Origin of the sequence: Hyphomonas polymorpha PS728, from assembly GCF_000685315.1 — a bacterium.
Classification (GTDB): Bacteria; Pseudomonadota; Alphaproteobacteria; order Caulobacterales; family Hyphomonadaceae; genus Hyphomonas; species Hyphomonas polymorpha.
On record NZ_ARYM01000014.1, the window covers coordinates 1 to 20,212 of the forward strand.

Sequence of the window (20,212 nt, forward strand, 5' to 3'; positions counted from 1 at the left end):
TCCGGCAAACCCGGCGCGGTTCAATGTCTAAAGTCATCGACGTGCAACCGTCATTTCAGTTTGCGACTGCAAAGGCACAACATACGTTACGCGAGACTCCGGCCGGTCGCCATACCATTAAAGCTACATTCTTTGAAACGGATCGTAGAATCAGTGTGCTAACAATTCAAAAGTTCAACTCAGCATCCGGCGCCAGTAGAGAGTTTTCTTTCTCTTTCGTTGGTTCAGAAATACGAGAACTTAAAGAATTTTTGGCCGGAGTCGAAACGGTCGCTGTGGACGATCCTCGAAAGCGACACATCCAAGACGAAGAGTTACATGAAATTGTTTTAAACCGTGCCCAGATCAATCGACTGGTTTCAACAGACGAAGGCTTAGTCATTGACATTCTGAAAAACGCCAATCTCCGTCGGGATTTTGTCGCCGTGCGATACAGGCAGGAGCAATTGAGTATTTTTGAAAAGTTGCTTGAAGACGGCACGTTCTTTGAACAAAAGATGGAGCAACACAAGGCCGATAAACCAGAACGACTATGGCAAAAATTCTTTGAACTGAATACTTGGATATTTGGCTACGGCCTTTCGTATCAATTCTTAAGCGGACTTGATAAAAAGAAACTTGAGCAAGCAGTCAGCGGGTATGATTTGAGTGGTCACGGCAAGATCGCTGACGCTGTTATGAAGACTCGAGGAATCATAAATTCGCTCTGCTTTGTTGAGGTAAAAACCCACAAAACTGAACTACTAAGCGCTGACTCTAAAAGGTCAGGGGTGTGGCATCCAAGTTCGAACCTAACAGCGGCGGTAGCTCAGATTCACGTGACCGTGCAATCGGCACTTGAGACACTTCAGGATATTGTGAGACCAAAGGAGAAGAACGGCGATCCGACCGGCGAACAGCTTTTCAATATAGCGCCCAGTTCTTTCTTGGTTGTTGGAAGCCTCGCTCAGTTCCAATCCGAAAATGGTACAAACGTCGATAAATTCAAATCATTTGAATTATACCGTCGCAACCTAAATGCACCGGAAGTGATCACTTTTGACGAACTGTATGAACGAGCGAGATTTATAGTAAGCCAAAGCAAGTGAGGCTTATCTGCTTGCGATTATGGCCGCAGCCCAAAACCTTGGCATGTCGCTTGCTAGGCGAGTCTTTATGGAAAATCCAATGGTGCCTTAAATGAGCGAAGCAGCAGAACTACAGGGCCTTATGCAGCGTCTTATCGCTTTGCGCGCTCGATCCACGCCGATTGCAGATGCTGAAGTCGTGCCGGAGGGTGTGAAGGAAGTATTTTTAGGCCTTGTCCGCGTGCTGTATCATGAGGCGCCAAATGTTAAGGGCGTACCACTCGCGATTGAAGTTCTAGAAGGCGGAGCTGCCTATCTTCGCTTCCGAGTATTCTGCGATTCCGACGGCGGAAATCCCGATGTAAAATATTGGGAACGCGCCTCATGGGAACATGACATTCCCTCTCCGGAAGAAGGAAATGGGGCCGTTTGGGCTAAAACGCGAAAAGCGCTTGCCGACAGGGACGCTAAAGCGCTTCGTGAATGTTATGTGGCCGCTGGCCCGAACCTGGATGACTTCATAGATTTTATCAGCGACTGCACTGGCGAAGATTATTCCGACATCCTTGAAACGAACGATGCTGAAAAAGTGCTGGATGAGATTCTGGCTCGCTTAAAGAAGCCTCCGAAATGACCCGCCTCATTCGCCTTCCTGAAGTTCGGCGCCTCACTTCACTTTCGAAGACTGAGATTGCCCGGCGCATGCGCGAAGGCGAATTCCCGCCAAATCACAAGCTGGGATCGCGAACAGTGGTCTGGCGCGAAGACGAAGTGGCAGCATGGATTGACCGCGCTACCGCGCCTCCGAAAAAGAGTCCTAGGGACCGAGCCGGGGACCTTTTGTCATAATACCCTGTAATTACAGGCTATATGGTGCGGATGAAAGGACTCGAACCTTCACACCTTGCGGCGCTGGAACCTAAATCCAGTGCGTCTACCAATTCCGCCACATCCGCGTGTGGCCGCTTCCTACGCTACGGCGGCGCGGCCTGCAACCGGCCTTCTGAAGTGCCGCAGGGGGGCTTAAAATGCCGGATCAAACCACCCGTCGGCGGCTCCGGCTAAGGATAATGTCAGCACAAGGAGCAATATCGCTCGCCATCAATCCTGGCAGGTACAGATAGCGCCGCCGTACCGGTCCGGGCCGTAGCCTGCGATCTCCTGCGGCTCGGCGCAGGAGATTGCCTCGGCGGGCTGATACCGGATGTCCAGCCCGGCTTCCCGCATCAGGTATATCCGTGAGTGCGCCATGTCCGGATAGACGCAGTAGCGTCCCCCGGCTGCCGCCATGGCGTTTATCTGGGCATTGACTTCGGCGTCACGTTGGGCGGCCAGCCGAGCGCCCGCTGCTCCCACGATCAGGCTGTTGAACAGCATCAATGCCAAGATCAGGCCGCCGAGGATTTGTGCGGCGCGGCTGTTTGCGGCCAGCGCTGCCGCAGTGATCGCCACCGGTACGAACCAGAATTGCGGCACATAGCGCGCCCACCAGTTCTGCGGCATCACGATCACCGAGAGTATCATCATGGCACTGATCACCAGCAGCCAGAGGGTTGTCTCGCTGCGCCAGCGCGGGCGAACGACCAGAGCAAGAGCGGCCGCGATCGACAGCAGGAAAATGCCCGAGAAAAACGGCCCGAAGCCGGACAGGCGAACGTCCACGCCGCCTGCAGCGCGCAGTTCCTGCGGGGAGATGGAGAGGGGAAACTTCAGCTGCGGCGTTGTCGCATATCCAGAATGTGTTTCCGAGAAGAGAGAGTAGAAGAAACGTTCGGCTGCGGACATTCCCTCGAGAACTTCCGGCGTATTGTCGAGCGCGGGCCCTTCGCCGGTCATGATGTCGACCGCGTTTGGACCCATGATGGGGTGGAAGATGTGTCCTTGATCAAGGAAGTTCTGCATGTAGGGCGACCAGCCAAGCAAGACGACGGCCACAAAGGCAGAAGCAAACAGCCCCGCCGCAAGCGCTGCCGCCCGGCGGAGGCCCCGCTGGAAGAAGATGCCGGCGCAGGCAAATCCGCAGAGGATCACGAACATCGGAATGGCGGAAAATTTCAGGTTCAGGGCGAGTAGAAGTGTGATGAGCGCGGTAGCCAGAGCCAGCTTGTCGTCATATCGCGCCCACATCATGATCGACACGGTGAATATCAGGATGCAGACGCCCAAGAGTCCGTCATTCATCGCCGTAAACAGCTGAGAGAGGACGATAGGGTTGAGCGAGACCACTGCGGTGAGCAGCGCTGCGACGAGCCATGAGAACCCCGCGCGGAAAAGTGCGCCCCCCAGCACTGCGGCGCCGGCAAGCAGAACAAGCAGATTGAGCACCTTGCCCATTGCCAACGGAAACCCCGCCGTCATCAGCAGCGCGGCGAAATCCCACCCGCCGCGCGGATAGTGGATGGCCCACAAGGTAATCGGATCGCTAATCACCGCTGGCTCGGCGTTGCCATGCAGAGGGTTCCAGCCCTGAGCGAGGGCATAGATCGCCTGGAAATGATAATGCTGACCATCCATCGACGTATCGTGAACCAGCCCCGTCACAATCAGCGCGACGACAATGAGGCCCACCGAGACAAGCGGCGCAAAGCGCCAGCGGCCGGAGAGAAAAAACCGGGGCAGGTAGAGCCCTCCAGCAAGCGAAGCACCCAAGATGACCCAGGCCACCGGCGCGGAAAGTGCGCTGCCCGCTGTCAGCCATAAGGTCGTCAGGATGAATGCCAGCACCGGGAAGAACAGCAGCGGCGTGCCGATTTCCCAGAGAATGGCCGATTGCGTCCCTTTCCGGTCGTCACTCGCATGATCGTATGGGCTGAGGAGTAGATGAGCGATCATGGCAGGGGCACACTGGATTGTTGAACCGGATCAGGCTTCGCGGGCAGGCGCCGCAGCGGGCAGGGATGCAATCTGCGTGCAAGATCAGCAGATCGGCTGGCGGAAATTTCCATCCGTCCTGAATGATCAGCAAATGATAGCAGTCTCAAAACCGGCGCCCCCGAAACGCAAAATCTGGCATGCGAAAGGACGCGCCGTCAATCTGTGCCCGCCACCACAAAGGGAACCTTGGAAACGGCTGCGCCGCTGCAGTTTGTGGCCGATTTTACTGGGCATTCCTGCACATGCTCGCGGCGCGGCCGTGTGCATGAAAATTAGGCCGGAAGGGCATGTTCTGCTGGCATTCTGATTTCTTTGCGATATTTGGTTCAGACTGGACGGGGACACAAATGTCGAATTTGCGCTCAAAGGCTGTTGCAGGCCGTCTGTCTGCATTCGTGGCTGGTTCGCCGAGAACCGCCGCCGCGCTGGCCGTGTACGCGCTTCTGGCTTGTGTCCTGCTGATTCATATTATGCTTGCCCTGGCCGGCCAGCAGTCTGGCGCGTGGATTTTACGCGGTATCGTGTCGAGTGAAACTCTGGAGGCTGCGGACTCCTGGAATGTGATGATCGTGGCCCTCGAATGGCTGGACACGCATCCGGCTGCCGATGGCAGCCTCTATCGCGAAGTATTCTTCGAGCAGCAGCATAAATTCCAGTATGCGCCCACAAGCCTGGTGCCCCTCGATGCCCTGCGACTGATGGGGTTCGAGCTTACGCCGCTGCTCCTCAACAATTTGAACCGCCTGATATTGCTCGCATCGGCCCTGGGCGTGGGCGCGCTGTGTTGGCTTTTGCCGGAGCGCCTGATCAAAGGCCCGCTTGACGCCGACACGCGCCGCGCACGGCTGCTTTTGGCCGTGGCGGCGCCGGGCGCGGCGCTGCTCTTCTTTCCGTTGATCTATGGCTATCATATCGGCCAGCTGCAGGTGTGGATTAACGCGCTGTTCGTGGCCGCCTGCATCGCCTGGGTAAGTGGTCACCGCGCCACCACAGGCGTGCTCATTGGGCTCGTCTGTATGCTGAAACCGCAATTCGGCCTGTTCCTCATCTGGGGCGCGCTCCGGCGTGAGTGGCGTTTCACCATTGCCCTCCTGGCAACCGGCACGCTGGGTCTTGCGCTGTCCGTTGTCCTCTACGGCTTCGGCAACCATCTCGCCTATCTGGAGGTGCTCTCCTTCCTCTCCAGGCATGGCGAATCTTATTGGGCAAACCAATCTGCCAACGGCCTGATGCAGCGCATCTTCCAGAATGGCGAAATCCATGATTTCGGCGGCGATGCATTCCCTCCGTTCCATGCAGTCATTTACGCCGTCTCCATGCTGGTGACCGTTGCTTTCCTCGCCGGCATTTTCCGGTTACGGCGCGCGGAAGGGGAAGGCGTCCCCTTCTTCGACTTCATGCTGGCGGCGCTGGTGTTCACCGCGGCCTCGCCCATCGCCTGGGAACACCATTACGGTATTCTGGCGCCCATATTTGCCGTCATGGCCTCGGTGTGGATACTGGCTGCGCCGCGCAGCGGTCGTGGCTGGCTCGGTCTGGCGCTGTGCCTGGCTTTCCTGATTGCGGCGCTTCCCCTGTGGGCGCTCCAATATGCACCCGGCTTGCTGCACCTGCTGATGTCGCATCTCTATTTCGCCGCGCTGTTCGCGCTGGCCGCTCTTTGGGGGCTGGTCAGAGGCCGCTGGGGTCTGCCGCCCGGCGATACTCCGCTCGCCGCTGGGGAAGCAGCGTGATATTTCTCTCCTTGCGCGCGTTCCGCGCAGCTTTTGGAGCACAACCGGGCTACTGCCGGGTTGAACTGAAGGACTCTCCGGTGGAGCAGATATGCAATCGCTGATCATAAACGGGCTGCATCTCGCAGGGGCGATTGGCGGCTTTCTCGTAATCTACCGGCTCGCAGGCTCGGCCCAGATGTCGCGTTTCATGTGGCCATTCACGCTCCTGTGGGGCGCTGTGATGGCGGCGTTCATCTTTCTGGTCACGCAGCCAACGCTGGAGTTCATCTTCTGGGACTTCCGGTACTGCTACTGGCTGGCCGGCAACCTCATCTGGCAGGGCCCACCAGCGCTGATGAGCTCCTATGACGATGTGCTGTTCGTCAATATTCCGATCGTCGCCTATCTCTTCGCGCCGTTTGGATTGTTGCCGCCTTTGGCGGCGTCGATTGTCTTTACACTGCTCGGTCTTGCTGCTGCCTGGGCCATCTGGCGGCTGCTGGTGCAAATGTTCGCGCTCGATCCGCGGGAAAGCGCGCTGCTCTGCTTTGCGCTCTGTGTCTATGGTCCGCTCATCTATGTGCTCAAGGTCGGCAACACATCGCATTTCATGCTGCTGCTGTTGCTCGGCGGTCTGATGATGGCCCGGTCGGGAAAGGATGTTTCCGCTGGCGTGTTGTTCGGGATCGCTGCGGTCATCAAGCCGTCGCTGCTGCTGATCGGCGTACTTTACTTCCTGCGGGGGCGTTGGCTGGTCGTCGCGGGCGGGGCAGCCGTGGTTATTAGTTCCCTGACTCTGTCATTGCTGATCTTCGGATGGGACATGCACGTCTACTGGTATGAGACCACAATCCAGCCTTTCACGTCCAATCCCGTGCTCGCCAGCGCCAATCAGGCAGTGGGCGGCATGGTCGCGCGGTTTGAATCCGGTGGTGCGGACTGGCAGGATTTCAGCCCCTACATCCTGTCCCCCGTCAGCAAGCTGATCGCGCAGGGCCTGACGCTGACGATTATTGCCGGCATGCTCTATGCGGTCTGGCGTTCGGGCCGAATTTTCCGCCTGTCCAATCAGGATATGGAGCTGGAAGTCCTGATGATCCTCGCCCTCGGCCTGTCCGTCTCGGCGTTGTCTTGGGCGCACTATCATATCTGGGCGTTGCCGGCGCTTGTTTTGCTTTGGGCCCGGTCGCGTCCCGGCGGACCGCTCGCGCGGCTGCGCTGGCCGCTGATTGCGACTTATGCCCTGCTGGCGGGCGCCGTCTTTGTGAGCCATTCGATGACATTGGGGCGGTTCGGACCGGTTTCCAACTTCATCGTTTCACACTGGCTGTGGGGCGCGCTCGCCACGCTGATCCTGCTCGCGATCGTCAGGGCGCAGCGAACGCCGCCGGCCGGCTGATCAGCAGGAAACGCCGCCGTCCACCAGGATCGTCTGCCCGGTAATCATGCGCGCGCCGTCCGACAGCAGGAAACGCACCAGATTGGTCACGTCCTCGTCTTCGGCCAGCATGCCCAGCGGGGTGCGGTTGACGATCTGGTTCAGCTGAACCGGTGTGAGTACGGACGACATTTCCGTCAGCACATAGCCCGGCGCCACCGAGTTCACGGTAATCTTCCGGCGGCCAAGTTCACGCGCCAGCGCGCGGGTGAGGCCGTCCATACCGGCCTTGGAGGCCGAATAGGCGCTCATGCCATTATAGCCACGGCTGCCGATGATGGAGGAGATGTTGATGATGCGTCCGCCCTTGTTGGCGCGCAGCATGTATTCTGATGCAGCGCGGGCCGCCTGAATGGCGCCGAACAGGTTCACCTTGAGGATCTTTTCGGTCTCGCGGTTCGGGAAGGAGGCGAGAATGCCCGTCTGCGCGACGCCGGCATTATTCACAAGGCCCCACAGATTGTCCTTGCCCGCCCATTCAACGGCTGCATTGACGAATGCATCCACCTGATCGGCTTCGCCCACTTCACAGCGGCTCCAGAAGAAGCGCGACCCGTATTCCGGATGCGCTGCCAAGGCTTCGATGTTGGCAGACTTTGAGCGCGAACAGGTCGAGATGTGATACCCGTCTGCCAGCAGGCTTGCGATCATTGCCGCGCCGAGACCCCGGCTGCCGCCGGTCACGATCACATGGCGTGAGTTGAGAGAGGGCGCGGAGCCAGTCATGTTCTTAGCCTTTCTTGCCGGATTCGCGCACGGCGATGGCATCCACCACCTTGAAGGCGCGCGGCACCTGATATTGAGCGAGATTTTCGCGGCAGGCCGCCAGGATGGCGCTGCGTGTTTCGGCAGGGTCGAGCCCTGGTTCGATCACCACATCGGCAGCCACAAGCTGGCCGCTGATCGGGTTGGCCACGCCATAGACATGCGCCTCCATCACACCGGGCTGCTTTAGAAGGAACTGCTCCACCATCAGCGGATAAACCTTGGAACCAGCCACATTGATCGTGCTGTCGTCCCGGCCAACGATGAAGGCGCGGTCGCCGCGGATCTCCACGCGGTCGGCCGTCGCCAGCCAGCCATCATCGAGACGCGGCTGGGCCGTGTCGGAAACATACCCACCCATCGCATTGGGCGTGCGGATATGCAGGAACCCGTCACGCACGCGCATCGTCACGCCCTGCGTTTCCGTGTCCAGCCATTCGGCGGGGAAGCCTTCGCGCCCGTCGTGTACGGAGAATACGACGCCCGCCTCGGTTGAGGCATAGATATGCGTCACCCGGGCATCGGGGAAAGCCTTGCGGATACGGTCCAGGGTCGACTGGTCCGCCGCTTCGCCCCCCAGGGTGATCTGGCGCAGGGTGAGATCGCCGGGGCGCACCACCATAAGGAAAGCGCGCCAGAAAGTCGGCGTGGCAGAAATCTGGGTAACACCGTTGGCCTTGGCCGCTTCAAGGAAACCGGCAGGCGTGCGCTCGTCGGGCGCCACGACAACGCCGCGCCCCACCACGGCGGTGAGCTGCACCTGCACACCGGCAAAGCCCGTTGGCTGATAGGTGAGGAGCCATTTTGCGCCGCGATTGCCCGGATGCATGGCCGCTTTGGCGCGGCTCATCAGGGCGCTCAGGCTATGGGACGCAATCTTTGGCGCGCCGGTCGTGCCCGATGTCATCATGAAGATGCGGGCACTGGCAGCGTCGGCCGGCGTTTCGCCGGTGAGTTTGTCGCCAGCAGACACGACCATCTGTACGCCGAACTTCTTCACCACAGCGTCGATATGCGCCTCGGGAAGGTTGGTGTGTGCGATGAACAGGTCCGCGCCCGTGCGGCTGGCCGCATCAATGGCACGGAGGATGTGGAACGGGTCGTCAGACCGCACCATCAGACGCGAAACGTCCGCTTCGCCCATCGCTGCCACCAGGCTCTCCGCCGCACGCGCAAGATTCCCGCGGCTCAACATGCCGCGGGCATTTGCGATCAGCGGAGCGGTGTCACTCGTGTCGAGTCCGAAGGCGCCGGCAGCAATCATTTTGCGTAGAGCTTCGCAAGTTCGCCGACGGTGCGGAATTCGATGAAGCCTTCTGCGAAGGGGTCATGGCCGACCACGTCTTCCAGTTCGCGCACCAGCATGGCGAGGTCGAGAGAGTCGATGCTGATCGCACCGCCGAGCAGTTCTGTCTCCGGCTCAATGGTTGCGGCCTTCACGCCTTTGTCTTCCAGCATGCGCTGAACGATCGAGGTGATGTGTTCGAGAACCTGTGCTTCGGTCATGGTTGTGTCTCCTTGGAAGATTGTGAGGGTTGGCTGCCGCACATCGCGTCTTCGCCAAATTGGGTGAGGATATCATCTGCCAGCATCTTGGAACGGATCGGGCGCCCGTTCTCGTTGAGGTGATAGACGGTGTCAAAGTGCAGCTTTTTGTCGAACCGGAAACCGCTGGCCGGGCGGGGGATCAGAAACTCCGGCACGGTGGCCATCTCGGCATTCAGCCGGTCGATCTCCTTGCTGTGGCGATCATAGAAATCGTCCAGCAGGGGCGTCCAGGAAATCATCACGCGCACGCCGCGTGCGTCCATGTCGCGAACGAACTGCCGCATCATTGGAATGATTTCCTGATCCATCGGGATGCTGGAAATGTCCATCGCATCGATTGGTTCATGCGGCCAGTTAACGCCTACATGTCCGACCAGGTCGCCATTGCGGGTGAAGTTGCGTGCGCTCTCGATGTCGAGAATATCAACCTCAGTCCACGGCGCATCTGGTTCGGCGCCCAGCATATAGGTGAAGTTGTCATAGGTCTCGCCCATTATGCGCAGCACCTTCTGCTGGGCAATGAAGGGAAACCGGCTCATCGCGGAGAGCTTCTGATAGGGGGTCAGGAATTTGAATACGCGCGGATTGGCCTTGGAAACCGTCAGCAAGTCGGTATTCGTTCCGTTCACAGACTTGTAGTAGCTGTCATACTCCCAGGCGATGACGACGAGATCGCCCGGCTTGAGATAGGGTTTCACTTCTTCCAGCATGAAGCGGACGCCAAAATAGCCGTTCATGCCCATATTGACGACCGGGCAATGGGTGGCCGCTTCTATCACCGTGCTGTCGGTGCCGTAGGAAACATTGGAGCCGCCCACGAGAACGATCTTTTTGGGAACATCCATCTCCAGCAGGTCGTGCTTCAGATTGGACGCCTGCGCATAGTCGCCATCATCGGGTACGAGAACCGCAATTGCCACGGTCGTTGCAAAGGCTGCGGCGACCAGGAGAGCGGCCGGCAGGAAAAATCCGATCACGGCGAAGCGGCTGGGCTTCGCCTTGCCAGCTTCCGTCTGCTCGGGGGAGGGAGGGGCGGTGTCCATATCAGAACCTGAAGTAGATGAAGGCAATTTGAGACCCGTAGAAGGCGCCCAGCAGAACCACTGCCAGCGTGCCGACATAATAAAGACTCCAGCGCATCCAGACCGGGCGGCTATTGATGGCTTCGCGCATGTTGATCCGCCCCTGCAGCACTTCGGCGCCCATCACCACGGCAATGCCGATCAGCGCCAGGAAGAACTCGTTCCGGTTCGCGCCAACCACTGACAGCAGATTGGCCTTGAAGTCGCCCCAGCCGGTGCCAAGGCTGCCTACCATGTGCAGGGCGTCCTCCATCGTTGGTGCGCGGAAGAAGATGTAGGCAAAACAGACCAGCGAGAAGGTCACGGTAATCTTCAGCGCCCGGTAAAGGTTGGGCCGGTCAACCAGCTTCACTGTGCGGGCGAAATTGTTCCAGCGCTTCTGAAGCAGCAGGGACACCACGATATACCCGCCATGCAGCGCGCCCCAGACCACATAGGTCCATGCAGCGCCATGCCACAGGCCGCTCACCACGAAGGTGATGAACATGGCGTAGAGCATCAGGTTGAACAGCTTGATCTTGAACGTCTTCTGCCGGGTAATCGGCGTGAAGATGTAATCGGTCAGCCAGGAGGTCAGCGAGATGTGCCAGCGCTTCCAGAAATCCTGGATAGAGGTGGCGAAATAGGGCCGGTTGAAGTTCTGCGTCAGCCGGTAGCCAAAGATCAGGCCGATGCCGAGCGCAATATCAGTGTAGCCTGAGAAGTCGCAGTAAAGCTGGAAGGCATAAAGCCAGGTGGCAAAGGCGATCTGCACGCCATTGGCCGCGTCGGGATTGTCATAGATGGCGTTGACGAAAGGCGCGATCCGGTCGGCCACGAACACTTTCTTGAACACGCCCCAAAGGATCAGCTGCAGGCCCAGCATGGCCTGCGTCCGGTCAAATGCGGGATGGGCGTGGATCTGCGGCAGCAGGTTTTTCGCCCGCTCGATCGGGCCGGCCACCAGCTTGGGGAAGAAGGTCACATACAGCGCAAAGGCGCCAAATTCCCGCTCTGCCTTCTGCTGGCCGCGAAAGATGTCGACCAGATAGGAAATCAGCTGGAAGGTGTAGAAAGAGATACCGATCGGAAGCAGCCACTGCAATTCGGGAACGGGATACTCAACATGCGCCATGCCGAGGATCGAGCGCAGCGTCTCGTTCAGGAAGGGCGTGTATTTGAAAACGACCAGGTTCGCCGTCAGCAGCACGACGCCCAGCGCCATGATCTTCTGCTTGGCTTTCTTGTCCGGCACCGCCTCAATCCTTTGGCCCAGCCAGAAAGAGAGGCCGGTGGCCGCCAGAATTTGCACCAGGAAAATGGGTTCAGCGAGGCCGTAGAAGAACAGGCTGGCCGCCAGCAGCCAGATCCATCGCGCGCGTACCGGCAGCAGGAAGTGAACAACCGTCACCACCGCCAGGAAAATCACAAACTGCGTCGAAATGAACGCCACAGCGCCCCACCCCTATTCTACAATATTACATAGGCGGCGCCGGTGAGACGCCCCCCAAGGTCCCTTGCAAGTCCAGTGCCGCAAAAGCGGGGTACTGACAATCATATTCCAGCCTCTCCCGCCGCTACGGCAACTGCTGCCCAAATCCGCCTCAGCGGAACGTGAACAGCTTGTGCCCGAAGAAATTAACTACCGCGCCGATGCCGATGCCTGCCATGTGCGACGCGCCAGGCGCATAATGCCGGTAGGCCTCCGGCCACCACGGCCCGCTGCTCAGCACAAGCGCGGCCAGTACGGTCACCACGCCGGCAACGATGTTGACCCCGATAAAATCACGGATCTGCAGCCACAGCGGCCGGGTCGATCCCTGAAACACCAGGCTGCGATACAGAATAAAGCCTGCCACCATGCCAATCGCCGTCGCTGCCGTCACGGCGGCCGCATAGGTCATGAACATAGACAGAGGAAACCTGACGATCCAGTTCAGCAGGGCGGCTGAGCCGCCCGCCAGCAGAAACCGGACCCGCTCGTCCCGCAACAACATGATCAAAGCGGCACTCCGAACCAGGCCAGGAAGAAACAGACGGCCGCCAGCGCCGCATAGGCAAGGCACACCCGGTCCTTGACCACGAACACCACCGGATCGTCATCCAGGTCGCCGCGCTGGCACACCACCCAGATGCGGCTGGAGATCAGGAAGATCAGCGGCGGCAAGGCCCACAACCAGTCGCCCACCTTGATGAAGCTCTGCTGGTGCGCGTCCTCGATGATGTAGAGAACCATGATGACCACGGCAGCAATCGAGCTTGCGATGCCGGCCGCCAGTACCAGCGGCAGGTCGGACGCGCGATAGCCCCGCCCGCTCACCCAGTTACCGCCCTTTTCGATAACGCGGGCAATCTCGGTGTGGCGTTTGGCAAAGGCCAGTGAGGTGAAGAAGAACATCGCGAAGACAAACAGCCAGGGCGAGGGCTCTGCGGCCACCGCCACCATGCCCACGACCAGCCGCAGCGTGAAAAGGCTGGCGAGGGTGAAGGCATCATGGATCACCTTGCGCTTCAGCCAGAGGGAATAGGTGAGGGTAACGACAACGTAGATCAGCACCCATTGCAGCACCGCCAGCCCGGCCATCAGCGCCAGCGCCAATCCGGCCACAAAGCAGATCAGCGCGCCGAAGATACCGGCCGGCAGCGACAGCGTGCCGCTGGCAAACGGCCGCAGCCGTTTGGACCAGTGCTGCCGGTCGTCCTGCAGATCCCAGATATCGTTGAACACATAGGTCGCAGACGCGGTGAGCGAGAGCGCAAAGAAGGCCAGGATCAGAGGAAGGATGGAGGAAGGCTCGATGATCTTGCCCGAAAGCACTGCCGGCACGACCACCAGAACGTTCTTTGCCCACTGGTGCGGGCGCAGGCATTTGATGAAAGCTTTCAGCACGGTGGGGCGCGGAATGACCTGAACAACATTCGCGCTCTTGCGCGCCTTGCTGACGGTGCCGCGCGAGGCGCCCACCACAATGGCGTTGCGGGCGCGCTTCCAGACTTCAAGATCGGCCCGGCTGTCGCCCGCATAATCAAAGCCTTCGGGAAACCGCTTCATCAACGCTTCGGCTTTTGTCTTGCCCTTGAGGTTCACACCGGCTTCGGTCGCCAGAACTTCGGAGATGAATGGAAACTTTTCCAGGAACAGCTTTGCCGTCTCGGTATGGGCGGCGGTTGCCAGAACAACCTTCCGGCCCTTGTCCGCCTCCTGCTGCGCCAGCGCGACAACCTCTTCATTGACGGGCAGGAGTTCCGGGTTCACCGGCACAGCGGCGGCAAGGCGCTCCTTCAGCGTCACGCGGCCGGCCATCACCCAGCCAATCAGCTGGAAGATCGAGAAGGGATTGCGGCGCACGAAGGCCAGCATCTGCTCGATCAGGGAATCGGTGCGGATCAGCGTCTCATCCAGGTCCAGAACCAGCGGAACGGGATCTGCCCCACCGGGGGTGGCGATTGTTACGGGGGTGCCGTTATCGATCATGGCTCTGTCATCTTCCTGAGCGTGTATGTGCTGGCGCTGCAACGGAGTGTGCCAGTGCCGGACGGCTGGCCTCTAAGGTTGCATGAAACGCATAAAACAAGGTGAAGGCTGCCAGCCTCTCGGCCAGTCCCGCGTCAGGGCGCGCAAGGCTGAATGGCCCATCTGAATGCATCGTCCACCCTCTTGGTACGCGCCTGCCGCCATCGGTCCCCGCAGGCAACGATAATCCGCGACTGTTACAGCAATTAATGTGCCATCCGGGGGAGGGGATTAAGCATTCACCGCAGAAATCCGCTTCCCCCTTCTTCCAGACGCCTCTTCGTCACCCTTCGGGGGCCTTTCCGCAGCGTCATAATCAGGCACTGCATATCCCGTGAAGCTGGCGTGGACAGGGCCTTGTGCCTGTGACATAAGCCGCCGCTTCAGGCAGGATCAGCAGGCTCCGGGCGCGCATTCTGGCGTGCGCCGCGCCGCCCAATAGACGGAAGAATGTCCCATGGAAGTGACACAGACCAAGGCAGAAGGTCTTAGCCGCACCTTTGCGGTCAAGGTGCCGGTCAGCGAGCTGCAGGCGAAACTCGATGCCCGCATCGAGGAAGTGCGCCCGCAAATGCGCCTCAAGGGCTTCCGCCCTGGCAAGGTACCGGCAGCACATGTGCGCAAGATGTATGGCCGCGACCTTATGGGCGAAGTGATCGACAAGCTGGTCAACGAGACCAACCAGAAGGCTCTTGAGGAAAATTCGCTGCGCCCCGCTGGCCAGCCTAACGTCCATATGGAAGCTGACATCGAGAAAGTCGTCAGCGGCCAGGCCGACCTGTCCTACCACATGCACGTTGACGTGATGCCGGAATTCACCCCGGTGGATGTCTCAACGCTCACGATCGAGCGCCCGGTTGCCGAGATCGCCGACGAGCAGATCGAGGAAGCCCTCAAGCGCATCGCCGAGCAGAACACCAAGTTCGAAGCCCGCCCGGAAGGCGAAGTCTCCCAGGACGGAGACGCCGTGATCGTGGATTTCGTCGGCAAGATCGACGGCGACGCCTTCGAGGGCGGCACGGCTGAGCAGCAGGCCGTCGTGCTCGGCTCCAACCGCTTCATCCCCGGCTTCGAAGAGCAACTCTTCGGCGTCAAGGCTGGCGACGAGAAAGAGCTGAACGTTTCCTTCCCGGAAGACTATCCGGCGGCAGAACTTGCCGGCAAAGCGGCCATCTTCGAAACCAAGGTTCACGAAGTCCGCGCCCCGCAGACCCCGGAAATCAACGACGAGTTCGCCACCGGCCTCGGCCTTGAAAGCCTGGAGCAGCTGCGCGGCCTCGTGAAAGACCAGCTGCAGAACGAGCACAATGTCGCTTCGCGCTCCAAGGCCAAGCGCGACCTGCTCGACAAGCTCGACGCGGCCCACGACTTCGACCTGCCGCCCGGCATGGTCAACATGGAGTTCGAGCAGATCTGGCAACAGCTTCAGCGTGAAATGGACGCTGGCCGCGTTTCCGATGAGGAGAAGGCGAAGCCGGAAGACGAGCTGAAGGCCGAATACCGCAAGATCGCCGAGCGGCGCGTGCGCCTGGGCCTCGTGCTCGCGGAGGTCGGCCGTCTGGCAGACGTGCGGATTTCCGAGGCGGAAGTGAACCAGGCCCTCATCCGCGAAGCCCGCCAGTATCCGGGCCAGGAGCGGGAAGTGGTCCAGTTCTTCCAGAAGAATCCCGGCGCCATGGCCCAGCTGCGCGCCCCGATCTATGAGGACAAGGTCGTCGACCACATCCTCGAGACTGCAAAAGTTGAGGATAAGACAGTTACCCGCGAGGAACTGTTCAAGGAAGACGAAGAGTAAGTTCTTTCCTTACAAGGTACTTCCAGCCGGCCGGTCGAAAGACCGGCCGGTTTTGTTTTGCGCGGGGTTCTTTCCGTTCGGTCATTTTGGTAAACGGCTGTTAACCGGCTTCGGAGAGGTTGCCGGTATATTTTGACCGGGATTCCATTAACCTATGAGCGTCCAGAGCCTCCGCCCTCAACTCACCCAGCAGGACATTCACCGGCTGATGAAAGGCGAGTCGCCCGAGCAACGTGCCTCGGTCGCCCACCGGCTGTGCCGCCGCATTGGTCTGGATGTGCTCAGCGATGCCGAGAAGCAGTACGCTCAGGAAATCATAAAGATCCTCGCTGCCGATGCCGCAGATCTTGTCCGTCGTACTCTAGCGGTCACGCTGCGCTCCTCGCCTATCCTGCCGCGCGAGATCGCCCTGAAGCTCGCTCGCGACATTGAAGCCGTCGCCATCCCGATCCTCGAAGAGTCCCCGGTCTTCACCGAGGAAGACCTTGTGGAGCTCGTCCTGTCGGTCACCGCCGCCAAGCAGGCCGCCATTGCCGGTCGCGAGGGGCTTTCGATCACCGTGTCCGAAGTCATCTCCGAACACGGCGCCGTCGAGGCGGTCCGCGCCCTTGCCGAAAATTCGACCGCCGAGTGGAGCGACAAGGCCTATACCGACGCGCTTTCCCGCTTTGGCTCCGACGAGACCGTTCAGGCCGGCCTCATCCGCCGCGACTTCATCCCCGTTCACATCGCCGAGAAGATGGTCTCCCTGGTCTCCGGAAACCTGTTCGACATGCTGGTCAACCGGCACGAACTGCCTGCCCAGCTGGCCATCGACCTGGCCGCCAGTGCCCGCGAGCGTGCGACGATCGATCTGGTTGAGCAGGCGGGGCGTTCGCATGATCTGCCGCGCTTCGTCTCTCAGCTGAACCTCAACGGCCGGCTCACCCATTCACTGATCATGCGTGCGCTTTGCTGCGGTCAGATGCCGTTCGTGGAACATGCCCTGTCTGAGCTGTCCGGCGTGGCGCACCAGCGCGTCTGGCTGATGATCCATGATGCCGGCCCGCTGGGGCTACAGGCCGTGTTCGATCATGCCGGCCTGCCGCGCAAGATGCTCGCGGCCTTCAAGGCAGCGGTCAACGTCTATCATGAAACCGAACATGATGGCGGCCCGAACGACCGCGCAAGGTTCCGTGCCCGGATGATCGAACGCGTGCTCACCCAGTTCCAGGCCATCCCCAAGGATGACCTCGACTATCTGCTGGACAAGCTCGACTTCTATTCGGAAATGGCCGCGCGCGAGGAGATCGGCGTCACGGGAACGGACGGCGCTTAAGCGTCCGCCCTCGGAGCAATGGCCCCGGCAACACCGGTGTCTTCCAGGAAATCACCATCCCGCCAGCTGGCATTGTCGGCAACGACCAGGATGCCGCTCTCCTTGGCAATCAGCACAACTTCCTGAAGATCGGCAGACGTTTCCAGCGCATCTGCGTCTACACGGATGGTGTCGATCAGAAGGCGCAGCCCCTCGCTGAGCCCGCAATGCCAGGAGCGGCGCATATCAATGCCAACGCGGAAGCCGGCCTTGCGCAGGCGCGCCACGCGGCTCGTGCTGTCGGCGGCATCGGCGGCAAAGGCCGCATCGGAAAACATCAGGCAGAATTCCTGCTGACACATCGTCGTGCGGCGCACGGCGGCGTCGCAGGCGACGGCGGTATTCACATTTGCCAGCGCCGCCATCGGGGCGGGCACCAGGATCGGCCGCGCCATCGCGCCATCGGCGCAGGCGGCAGACGCCACACGCACCAGCCGGTCGGCCAGCCATTTGGCCGGGTCGGTCTCGGCAGCCACGGTGGCCGGGCCAAAGCTGACGCGCTCCTCGAACTCCACCGCTTCTTCCGCCGCCATCCCCAGGCTGTCACCGGCCAGCAGATGCACGACCGGCAGAAAGCGGACACGGCTCTGCTCAAGGCGGGGTGAGGCGGCATGGATATTGAGGGAAGTCATGCGGGCGTCTCCGAAACAGTTTCTTGGCTATTGCCTTCCCTAACGGAGCAAGCTGAACATCACGCGGAAGAGACCCGGCGAATTTGCCGGAAATTGCATATAAAGAGGCATCAAATGACCGCCCAAACCCCGCCGGACGCCCGCCTGTCAGCGACAATTCTTCTTTTGCGAGAAGGTATTAGCGCGCCGGAAGTGCTGATGGTGAAGCGCCATTACGAGATCGACTTTGCCGCCGGCGCATTGGTGTTTCCGGGCGGAAAAGCCGCTTCCAGCGATACCGATCCGGGCTGGGACGCGTATACAGACGGCGATTACGGCCCCATCCAGCAGGACGCCCGCATCGCCGCCATCCGTGAGGCGTATGAGGAATCCGGCATCCTTCTGGCGCGCCATCGCAAGGCGCGTGGGGAAGGGGCGCCGCTGGTGGGGGCAGACATTGCCGACAAGCTGGCGCCTTACCGGGCTGGGGTGGACCGGGGTGAAATCCCGTTCCTTGATCTCGTGCGCGAACACGATCTTACCCTGGCGCTCGACCGGCTCATCCATTTCGGCCACTGGATCACGCCGGTGATGATGCCCAAACGCTTCGACACGCATTTCTATGTTGCGCCGGCGCCCAGCGGCCAGATCGCCGCCCATGATGGCCGTGAAACCACCGATGCCGTCTGGCTGTCGGCCTCAGATGCCCTGGCGCAGGAAATGGCCGGGCAGGCCACCATCATCTTCCCGACACGGATGAACCTGGTGAAGCTTTCCCGTGCTGCCTCGCTGGAAGATGCCCGTCAGCGGTTTGCAGCTGAGCCCGTGATCACGGTATTGCCGCGCCCCGGCAAGACGGAGACGGGTGATCCCTGCCTCTTCATTCCGGAAGAAGCCGGCTACGGTCAGACGGTCGAGCTGCTCTCGAAAGTGAAAGTCTAGCCTGCGTTTCCAACCTTGAGGGCAACGCGGCGCTCAAGGGCTTCGCACACGGCATCGGCAACCGATTCTGACCCCTCGCCCTGCGGGCCGGCCGCCACGGCGGCGCGGCAGGCTTCGATGTGCAGATTGATCAGCGCACTGTTCTCGCCGGCCCGCGTGCCGGTCAGCAAATCGCACAGCGATCCACAAAGGCGTGAGACGGCCGGGTAGCCATAGGAGGTTGCCGCCCCGCGGATATTGTGGGCGCAGGTATAGAGCGTGCGGTAGTCGTCGGCGGTGGCATGCGGCTTCTGGGCAATGCGCCAGGCGTCGCGCATCTTTTCCAGATCATTGCGCATCCAGCCCTCAAATTCTTCGGTCAGGGCGTCCAGGGCTTCTTCGGCCTGGGTCACCATCTCCTGTGGGTCGGCCACAAATACCGGTTCCGGCGGGGTGATGGCTGCAGGGGCCATCTCTTCGTGCGCCGGCGTTGTGGCAGAGGCGGGCCGGATCACACGGGAAATGTCGGGCGCGACAACGGTCTGCGCCGGTTTGCGGTTAAACTTGGCGGTATCCAGTTTCTTGAGGAACTTGCCCAGCATCACTCCACCCCTCGTTTCTGAAGGATCGTGATTAACCAACAAAATTTAACATTCGCCTGACGCAAGGCGTTGAAATTACCTCAGAAAGCAAACTGTTCGCGCAAAATGCGCTCGTCGAGCGCATGGCCGGGGTCAAACAGCACCTTCAGCGTCCTGGCCGGATCGGTTTCCACTGTCACCTTGGCAATATTGCGCACTTCCTCATTGTCGGCCGAGGCAGAGACCGGGCGGCGGTCGGGATGGATCACTTCAATGTCCACCTTGGCCTCGGCTTTGAGCAGCGCCCCGCGCCAGCGCCGGGGGCGGAACGCGCTCACCGGCGTCAGCGCCAGCAGTTTCGCGCCGATCGGCAGGATCGGTCCATGGGCCGAAAGGTTGTAGGCGGTTGACCCGGCAGGCGTCGCCACCATCAACCCGTCACAGACGAGTTCTTCCATACGCACCCGCCCGTCGACGACGATCTTGAGGCGCGCCGATTGCGCCGTCTGGCGCAGCAGGGAAACCTCATTGATCGCCATGGCCCGGTGAACCTTGCCGTCCAGATCGGTCGCCGCCATCCGCAGCGGCGAGAGCGTCGCCCGCTCGGCCGCCTCGATCCGCTCGATCAGGCCGTCCGCGCGGTAGTCGTTCATCAGGAAGCCCACTGTGCCCAGATGCATCCCGTAGACAGCCTTGCCGTCATCAAAGCGCCGGCGCAGCGTATCCAGCATCGCGCCATCCCCGCCGAGAGCGACGATGACCTCAGCCTCTTCCTCGGAATAATGGCCGTATTTGTCGCGCAGAAGCGGCAGCACCTGCTGCGCCTCTGGCCGTTTTGAAGCATAAAAAGCGATACGCAGCGATGTCATGCGGCGGCATGTGGGAATGTTTTGCCCCACCCGTCAAGGCAGGCCGGATATGTCCGCGCAGAGCTTCCCTTGCGGCAAAACGTGACGCCAGCGTCA

General features: G+C 60.3%; 19 protein-coding genes and 1 tRNA gene. 8 read left to right on the top strand and 12 right to left on the bottom strand.

The window, feature by feature from the left end:
* The 3 genes from HPO_RS12410 to HPO_RS21235 form a co-directional block, all read left to right on the top strand.
* Nucleotides 1-1,088 (top strand): Shedu immune nuclease family protein (locus HPO_RS12410; RefSeq protein ID WP_035599517.1); only part of this gene is annotated, 1,088 nt, incomplete at its 5' end.
* A 91-nt stretch (nucleotides 1,089-1,179) separates the two neighbouring features.
* Nucleotides 1,180-1,701 (top strand): hypothetical protein, encoded by a 522-nt coding sequence (locus tag HPO_RS12415; protein ID WP_035599278.1) that lies wholly within the window; start codon nucleotides 1,180-1,182, stop codon nucleotides 1,699-1,701.
* Entirely contained in the window at nucleotides 1,698-1,916 is a 219-nt protein-coding gene (locus HPO_RS21235; protein ID WP_084324309.1) for a helix-turn-helix transcriptional regulator, read from the top strand. The genes HPO_RS12415 and HPO_RS21235 overlap by 4 nt, the downstream gene beginning before the upstream one ends.
* Before the next feature lie 22 nt (nucleotides 1,917-1,938).
* Here HPO_RS21235 and HPO_RS12420 read toward each other — a convergent pair.
* Both HPO_RS12420 and HPO_RS12425 read right to left on the bottom strand, forming a co-directional pair.
* Nucleotides 1,939-2,023: transfer RNA gene (locus tag HPO_RS12420), tRNA-Leu, on the bottom strand.
* A 145-nt stretch (nucleotides 2,024-2,168) separates the two neighbouring features.
* Nucleotides 2,169-3,899, bottom strand: a complete 1,731-nt coding sequence (locus tag HPO_RS12425; protein WP_035599281.1) for a hypothetical protein — start codon at nucleotides 3,897-3,899, stop codon at nucleotides 2,169-2,171.
* 389 nt (nucleotides 3,900-4,288) lie between these two features.
* On the opposite strand from HPO_RS12425, the gene HPO_RS12430 reads away from it, so the two are divergent.
* Together HPO_RS12430 and HPO_RS12435 are read left to right on the top strand one after the other, a co-directional pair.
* Nucleotides 4,289-5,674, top strand: coding sequence for a glycosyltransferase family 87 protein (locus HPO_RS12430; protein ID WP_162174041.1), 1,386 nt, complete (start codon nucleotides 4,289-4,291; stop codon nucleotides 5,672-5,674).
* A 91-nt stretch (nucleotides 5,675-5,765) separates the two neighbouring features.
* Nucleotides 5,766-7,055, top strand: coding sequence for a glycosyltransferase family 87 protein (locus HPO_RS12435; RefSeq protein ID WP_035599287.1), 1,290 nt, complete (start codon nucleotides 5,766-5,768; stop codon nucleotides 7,053-7,055).
* Here HPO_RS12435 and HPO_RS12440 read toward each other — a convergent pair whose 3' ends face one another.
* From HPO_RS12440 to HPO_RS12470, 7 genes are all read right to left on the bottom strand, one after another.
* Complete coding sequence (locus tag HPO_RS12440; protein ID WP_035599290.1) at nucleotides 7,056-7,820, bottom strand: SDR family NAD(P)-dependent oxidoreductase; 765 nt, start codon at nucleotides 7,818-7,820, stop codon at nucleotides 7,056-7,058.
* A gap of 4 nt (nucleotides 7,821-7,824) precedes the next feature.
* On the bottom strand, nucleotides 7,825-9,123 hold the full coding sequence (locus tag HPO_RS12445) for a class I adenylate-forming enzyme family protein (protein WP_051612585.1): 1,299 nt from the start codon (nucleotides 9,121-9,123) through the stop codon (nucleotides 7,825-7,827).
* Entirely contained in the window at nucleotides 9,120-9,365 is a 246-nt protein-coding gene (locus tag HPO_RS12450; protein ID WP_035599293.1) for an acyl carrier protein, read from the bottom strand. Before HPO_RS12450 ends, HPO_RS12445 begins: the two co-directional genes overlap by 4 nt.
* A complete protein-coding gene (locus HPO_RS12455; RefSeq protein ID WP_051612586.1) occupies nucleotides 9,362-10,450 on the bottom strand; it encodes a hypothetical protein in 1,089 nt (362 codons plus the stop codon). The genes HPO_RS12450 and HPO_RS12455 overlap by 4 nt, the downstream gene beginning before the upstream one ends.
* Nucleotide 10,451: 1 nt before the next feature.
* Entirely contained in the window at nucleotides 10,452-11,921 is a 1,470-nt protein-coding gene (locus tag HPO_RS12460; protein WP_035599299.1) for an MBOAT family O-acyltransferase, read from the bottom strand.
* A 151-nt stretch (nucleotides 11,922-12,072) separates the two neighbouring features.
* Nucleotides 12,073-12,465 carry a GtrA family protein gene (locus HPO_RS12465; protein ID WP_051612587.1) on the bottom strand — a complete coding sequence of 131 codons (393 nt, stop codon included), beginning with the start codon at nucleotides 12,463-12,465 and terminating at the stop codon, nucleotides 12,073-12,075.
* Nucleotides 12,466-12,467: 2 nt separating this feature from the next.
* Nucleotides 12,468-13,943: a UbiA family prenyltransferase gene (locus HPO_RS12470; RefSeq protein WP_051612588.1), complete on the bottom strand. Its 1,476-nt coding sequence runs from the start codon at nucleotides 13,941-13,943 to the stop codon at nucleotides 12,468-12,470.
* A gap of 496 nt (nucleotides 13,944-14,439) precedes the next feature.
* Between HPO_RS12470 and tig the strand changes: the two genes are divergently transcribed.
* Together tig and spbR are read left to right on the top strand one after the other, a co-directional pair.
* On the top strand, nucleotides 14,440-15,777 hold the full coding sequence (gene tig / locus HPO_RS12475; RefSeq protein ID WP_035599301.1) for a trigger factor: 1,338 nt from the start codon (nucleotides 14,440-14,442) through the stop codon (nucleotides 15,775-15,777).
* A 154-nt stretch (nucleotides 15,778-15,931) separates the two neighbouring features.
* Nucleotides 15,932-17,095: a SpbR family protein gene (spbR, locus tag HPO_RS12480; protein WP_035599303.1), complete on the top strand. Its 1,164-nt coding sequence runs from the start codon at nucleotides 15,932-15,934 to the stop codon at nucleotides 17,093-17,095.
* Here spbR and HPO_RS12485 read toward each other — a convergent pair.
* Complete coding sequence (locus HPO_RS12485) at nucleotides 17,092-17,766, bottom strand: EAL domain-containing protein (RefSeq protein ID WP_035599305.1); 675 nt, start codon at nucleotides 17,764-17,766, stop codon at nucleotides 17,092-17,094. The two genes, spbR and HPO_RS12485, sit on opposite strands and share 4 nt — an antisense overlap.
* Before the next feature lie 114 nt (nucleotides 17,767-17,880).
* On the opposite strand from HPO_RS12485, the gene HPO_RS12490 reads away from it, so the two are divergent.
* Nucleotides 17,881-18,687: an NUDIX hydrolase gene (locus HPO_RS12490; protein WP_035599308.1), complete on the top strand. Its 807-nt coding sequence runs from the start codon at nucleotides 17,881-17,883 to the stop codon at nucleotides 18,685-18,687.
* Here HPO_RS12490 and HPO_RS12495 read toward each other — a convergent pair.
* Nucleotides 18,684-19,268 carry an Hpt domain-containing protein gene (locus HPO_RS12495; RefSeq protein ID WP_035599309.1) on the bottom strand — a complete coding sequence of 195 codons (585 nt, stop codon included), beginning with the start codon at nucleotides 19,266-19,268 and terminating at the stop codon, nucleotides 18,684-18,686. The genes HPO_RS12490 and HPO_RS12495 overlap by 4 nt on opposite strands.
* Before the next feature lie 80 nt (nucleotides 19,269-19,348).
* Entirely contained in the window at nucleotides 19,349-20,116 is a 768-nt protein-coding gene (locus tag HPO_RS12500; protein ID WP_035599311.1) for an NAD kinase, read from the bottom strand.
* Between the last annotated feature and the right edge of the window lie 96 nt (nucleotides 20,117-20,212).

Bases quoted from the DNA above. Each gene is read 5' to 3' on its own strand.
- HPO_RS12430 (WP_162174041.1), top strand. From the start codon at position 4,289: ATGTCGAATTTGCGCTCAAAGGCTGTTGCAGGCCGTCTGTCTGCATTC.
- HPO_RS12415 (WP_035599278.1), top strand. From the start codon at position 1,180: ATGAGCGAAGCAGCAGAACTACAGGGCCTTATGCAGCGTCTTATCGCT.
- HPO_RS21235 (WP_084324309.1), top strand. From the start codon at position 1,698: ATGACCCGCCTCATTCGCCTTCCTGAAGTTCGGCGCCTCACTTCACTT.
- HPO_RS12440 (WP_035599290.1), bottom strand. From the start codon at position 7,820: ATGACTGGCTCCGCGCCCTCTCTCAACTCACGCCATGTGATCGTGACC.
- HPO_RS12455 (WP_051612586.1), bottom strand. From the start codon at position 10,450: ATGGACACCGCCCCTCCCTCCCCCGAGCAGACGGAAGCTGGCAAGGCG.
- HPO_RS12485 (WP_035599305.1), bottom strand. From the start codon at position 17,766: ATGACTTCCCTCAATATCCATGCCGCCTCACCCCGCCTTGAGCAGAGC.
- HPO_RS12470 (WP_051612588.1), bottom strand. From the start codon at position 13,943: ATGATCGATAACGGCACCCCCGTAACAATCGCCACCCCCGGTGGGGCA.
- HPO_RS12465 (WP_051612587.1), bottom strand. From the start codon at position 12,465: ATGTTGTTGCGGGACGAGCGGGTCCGGTTTCTGCTGGCGGGCGGCTCA.
- HPO_RS12490 (WP_035599308.1), top strand. From the start codon at position 17,881: ATGACCGCCCAAACCCCGCCGGACGCCCGCCTGTCAGCGACAATTCTT.
- tig (WP_035599301.1), top strand. From the start codon at position 14,440: ATGGAAGTGACACAGACCAAGGCAGAAGGTCTTAGCCGCACCTTTGCG.
- spbR (WP_035599303.1), top strand. From the start codon at position 15,932: ATGAGCGTCCAGAGCCTCCGCCCTCAACTCACCCAGCAGGACATTCAC.
- HPO_RS12495 (WP_035599309.1), bottom strand. From the start codon at position 19,268: ATGCTGGGCAAGTTCCTCAAGAAACTGGATACCGCCAAGTTTAACCGC.
- HPO_RS12425 (WP_035599281.1), bottom strand. From the start codon at position 3,899: ATGATCGCTCATCTACTCCTCAGCCCATACGATCATGCGAGTGACGAC.
- HPO_RS12450 (WP_035599293.1), bottom strand. From the start codon at position 9,365: ATGACCGAAGCACAGGTTCTCGAACACATCACCTCGATCGTTCAGCGC.
- HPO_RS12435 (WP_035599287.1), top strand. From the start codon at position 5,766: ATGCAATCGCTGATCATAAACGGGCTGCATCTCGCAGGGGCGATTGGC.
- HPO_RS12500 (WP_035599311.1), bottom strand. From the start codon at position 20,116: ATGACATCGCTGCGTATCGCTTTTTATGCTTCAAAACGGCCAGAGGCG.
- HPO_RS12445 (WP_051612585.1), bottom strand. From the start codon at position 9,123: ATGATTGCTGCCGGCGCCTTCGGACTCGACACGAGTGACACCGCTCCG.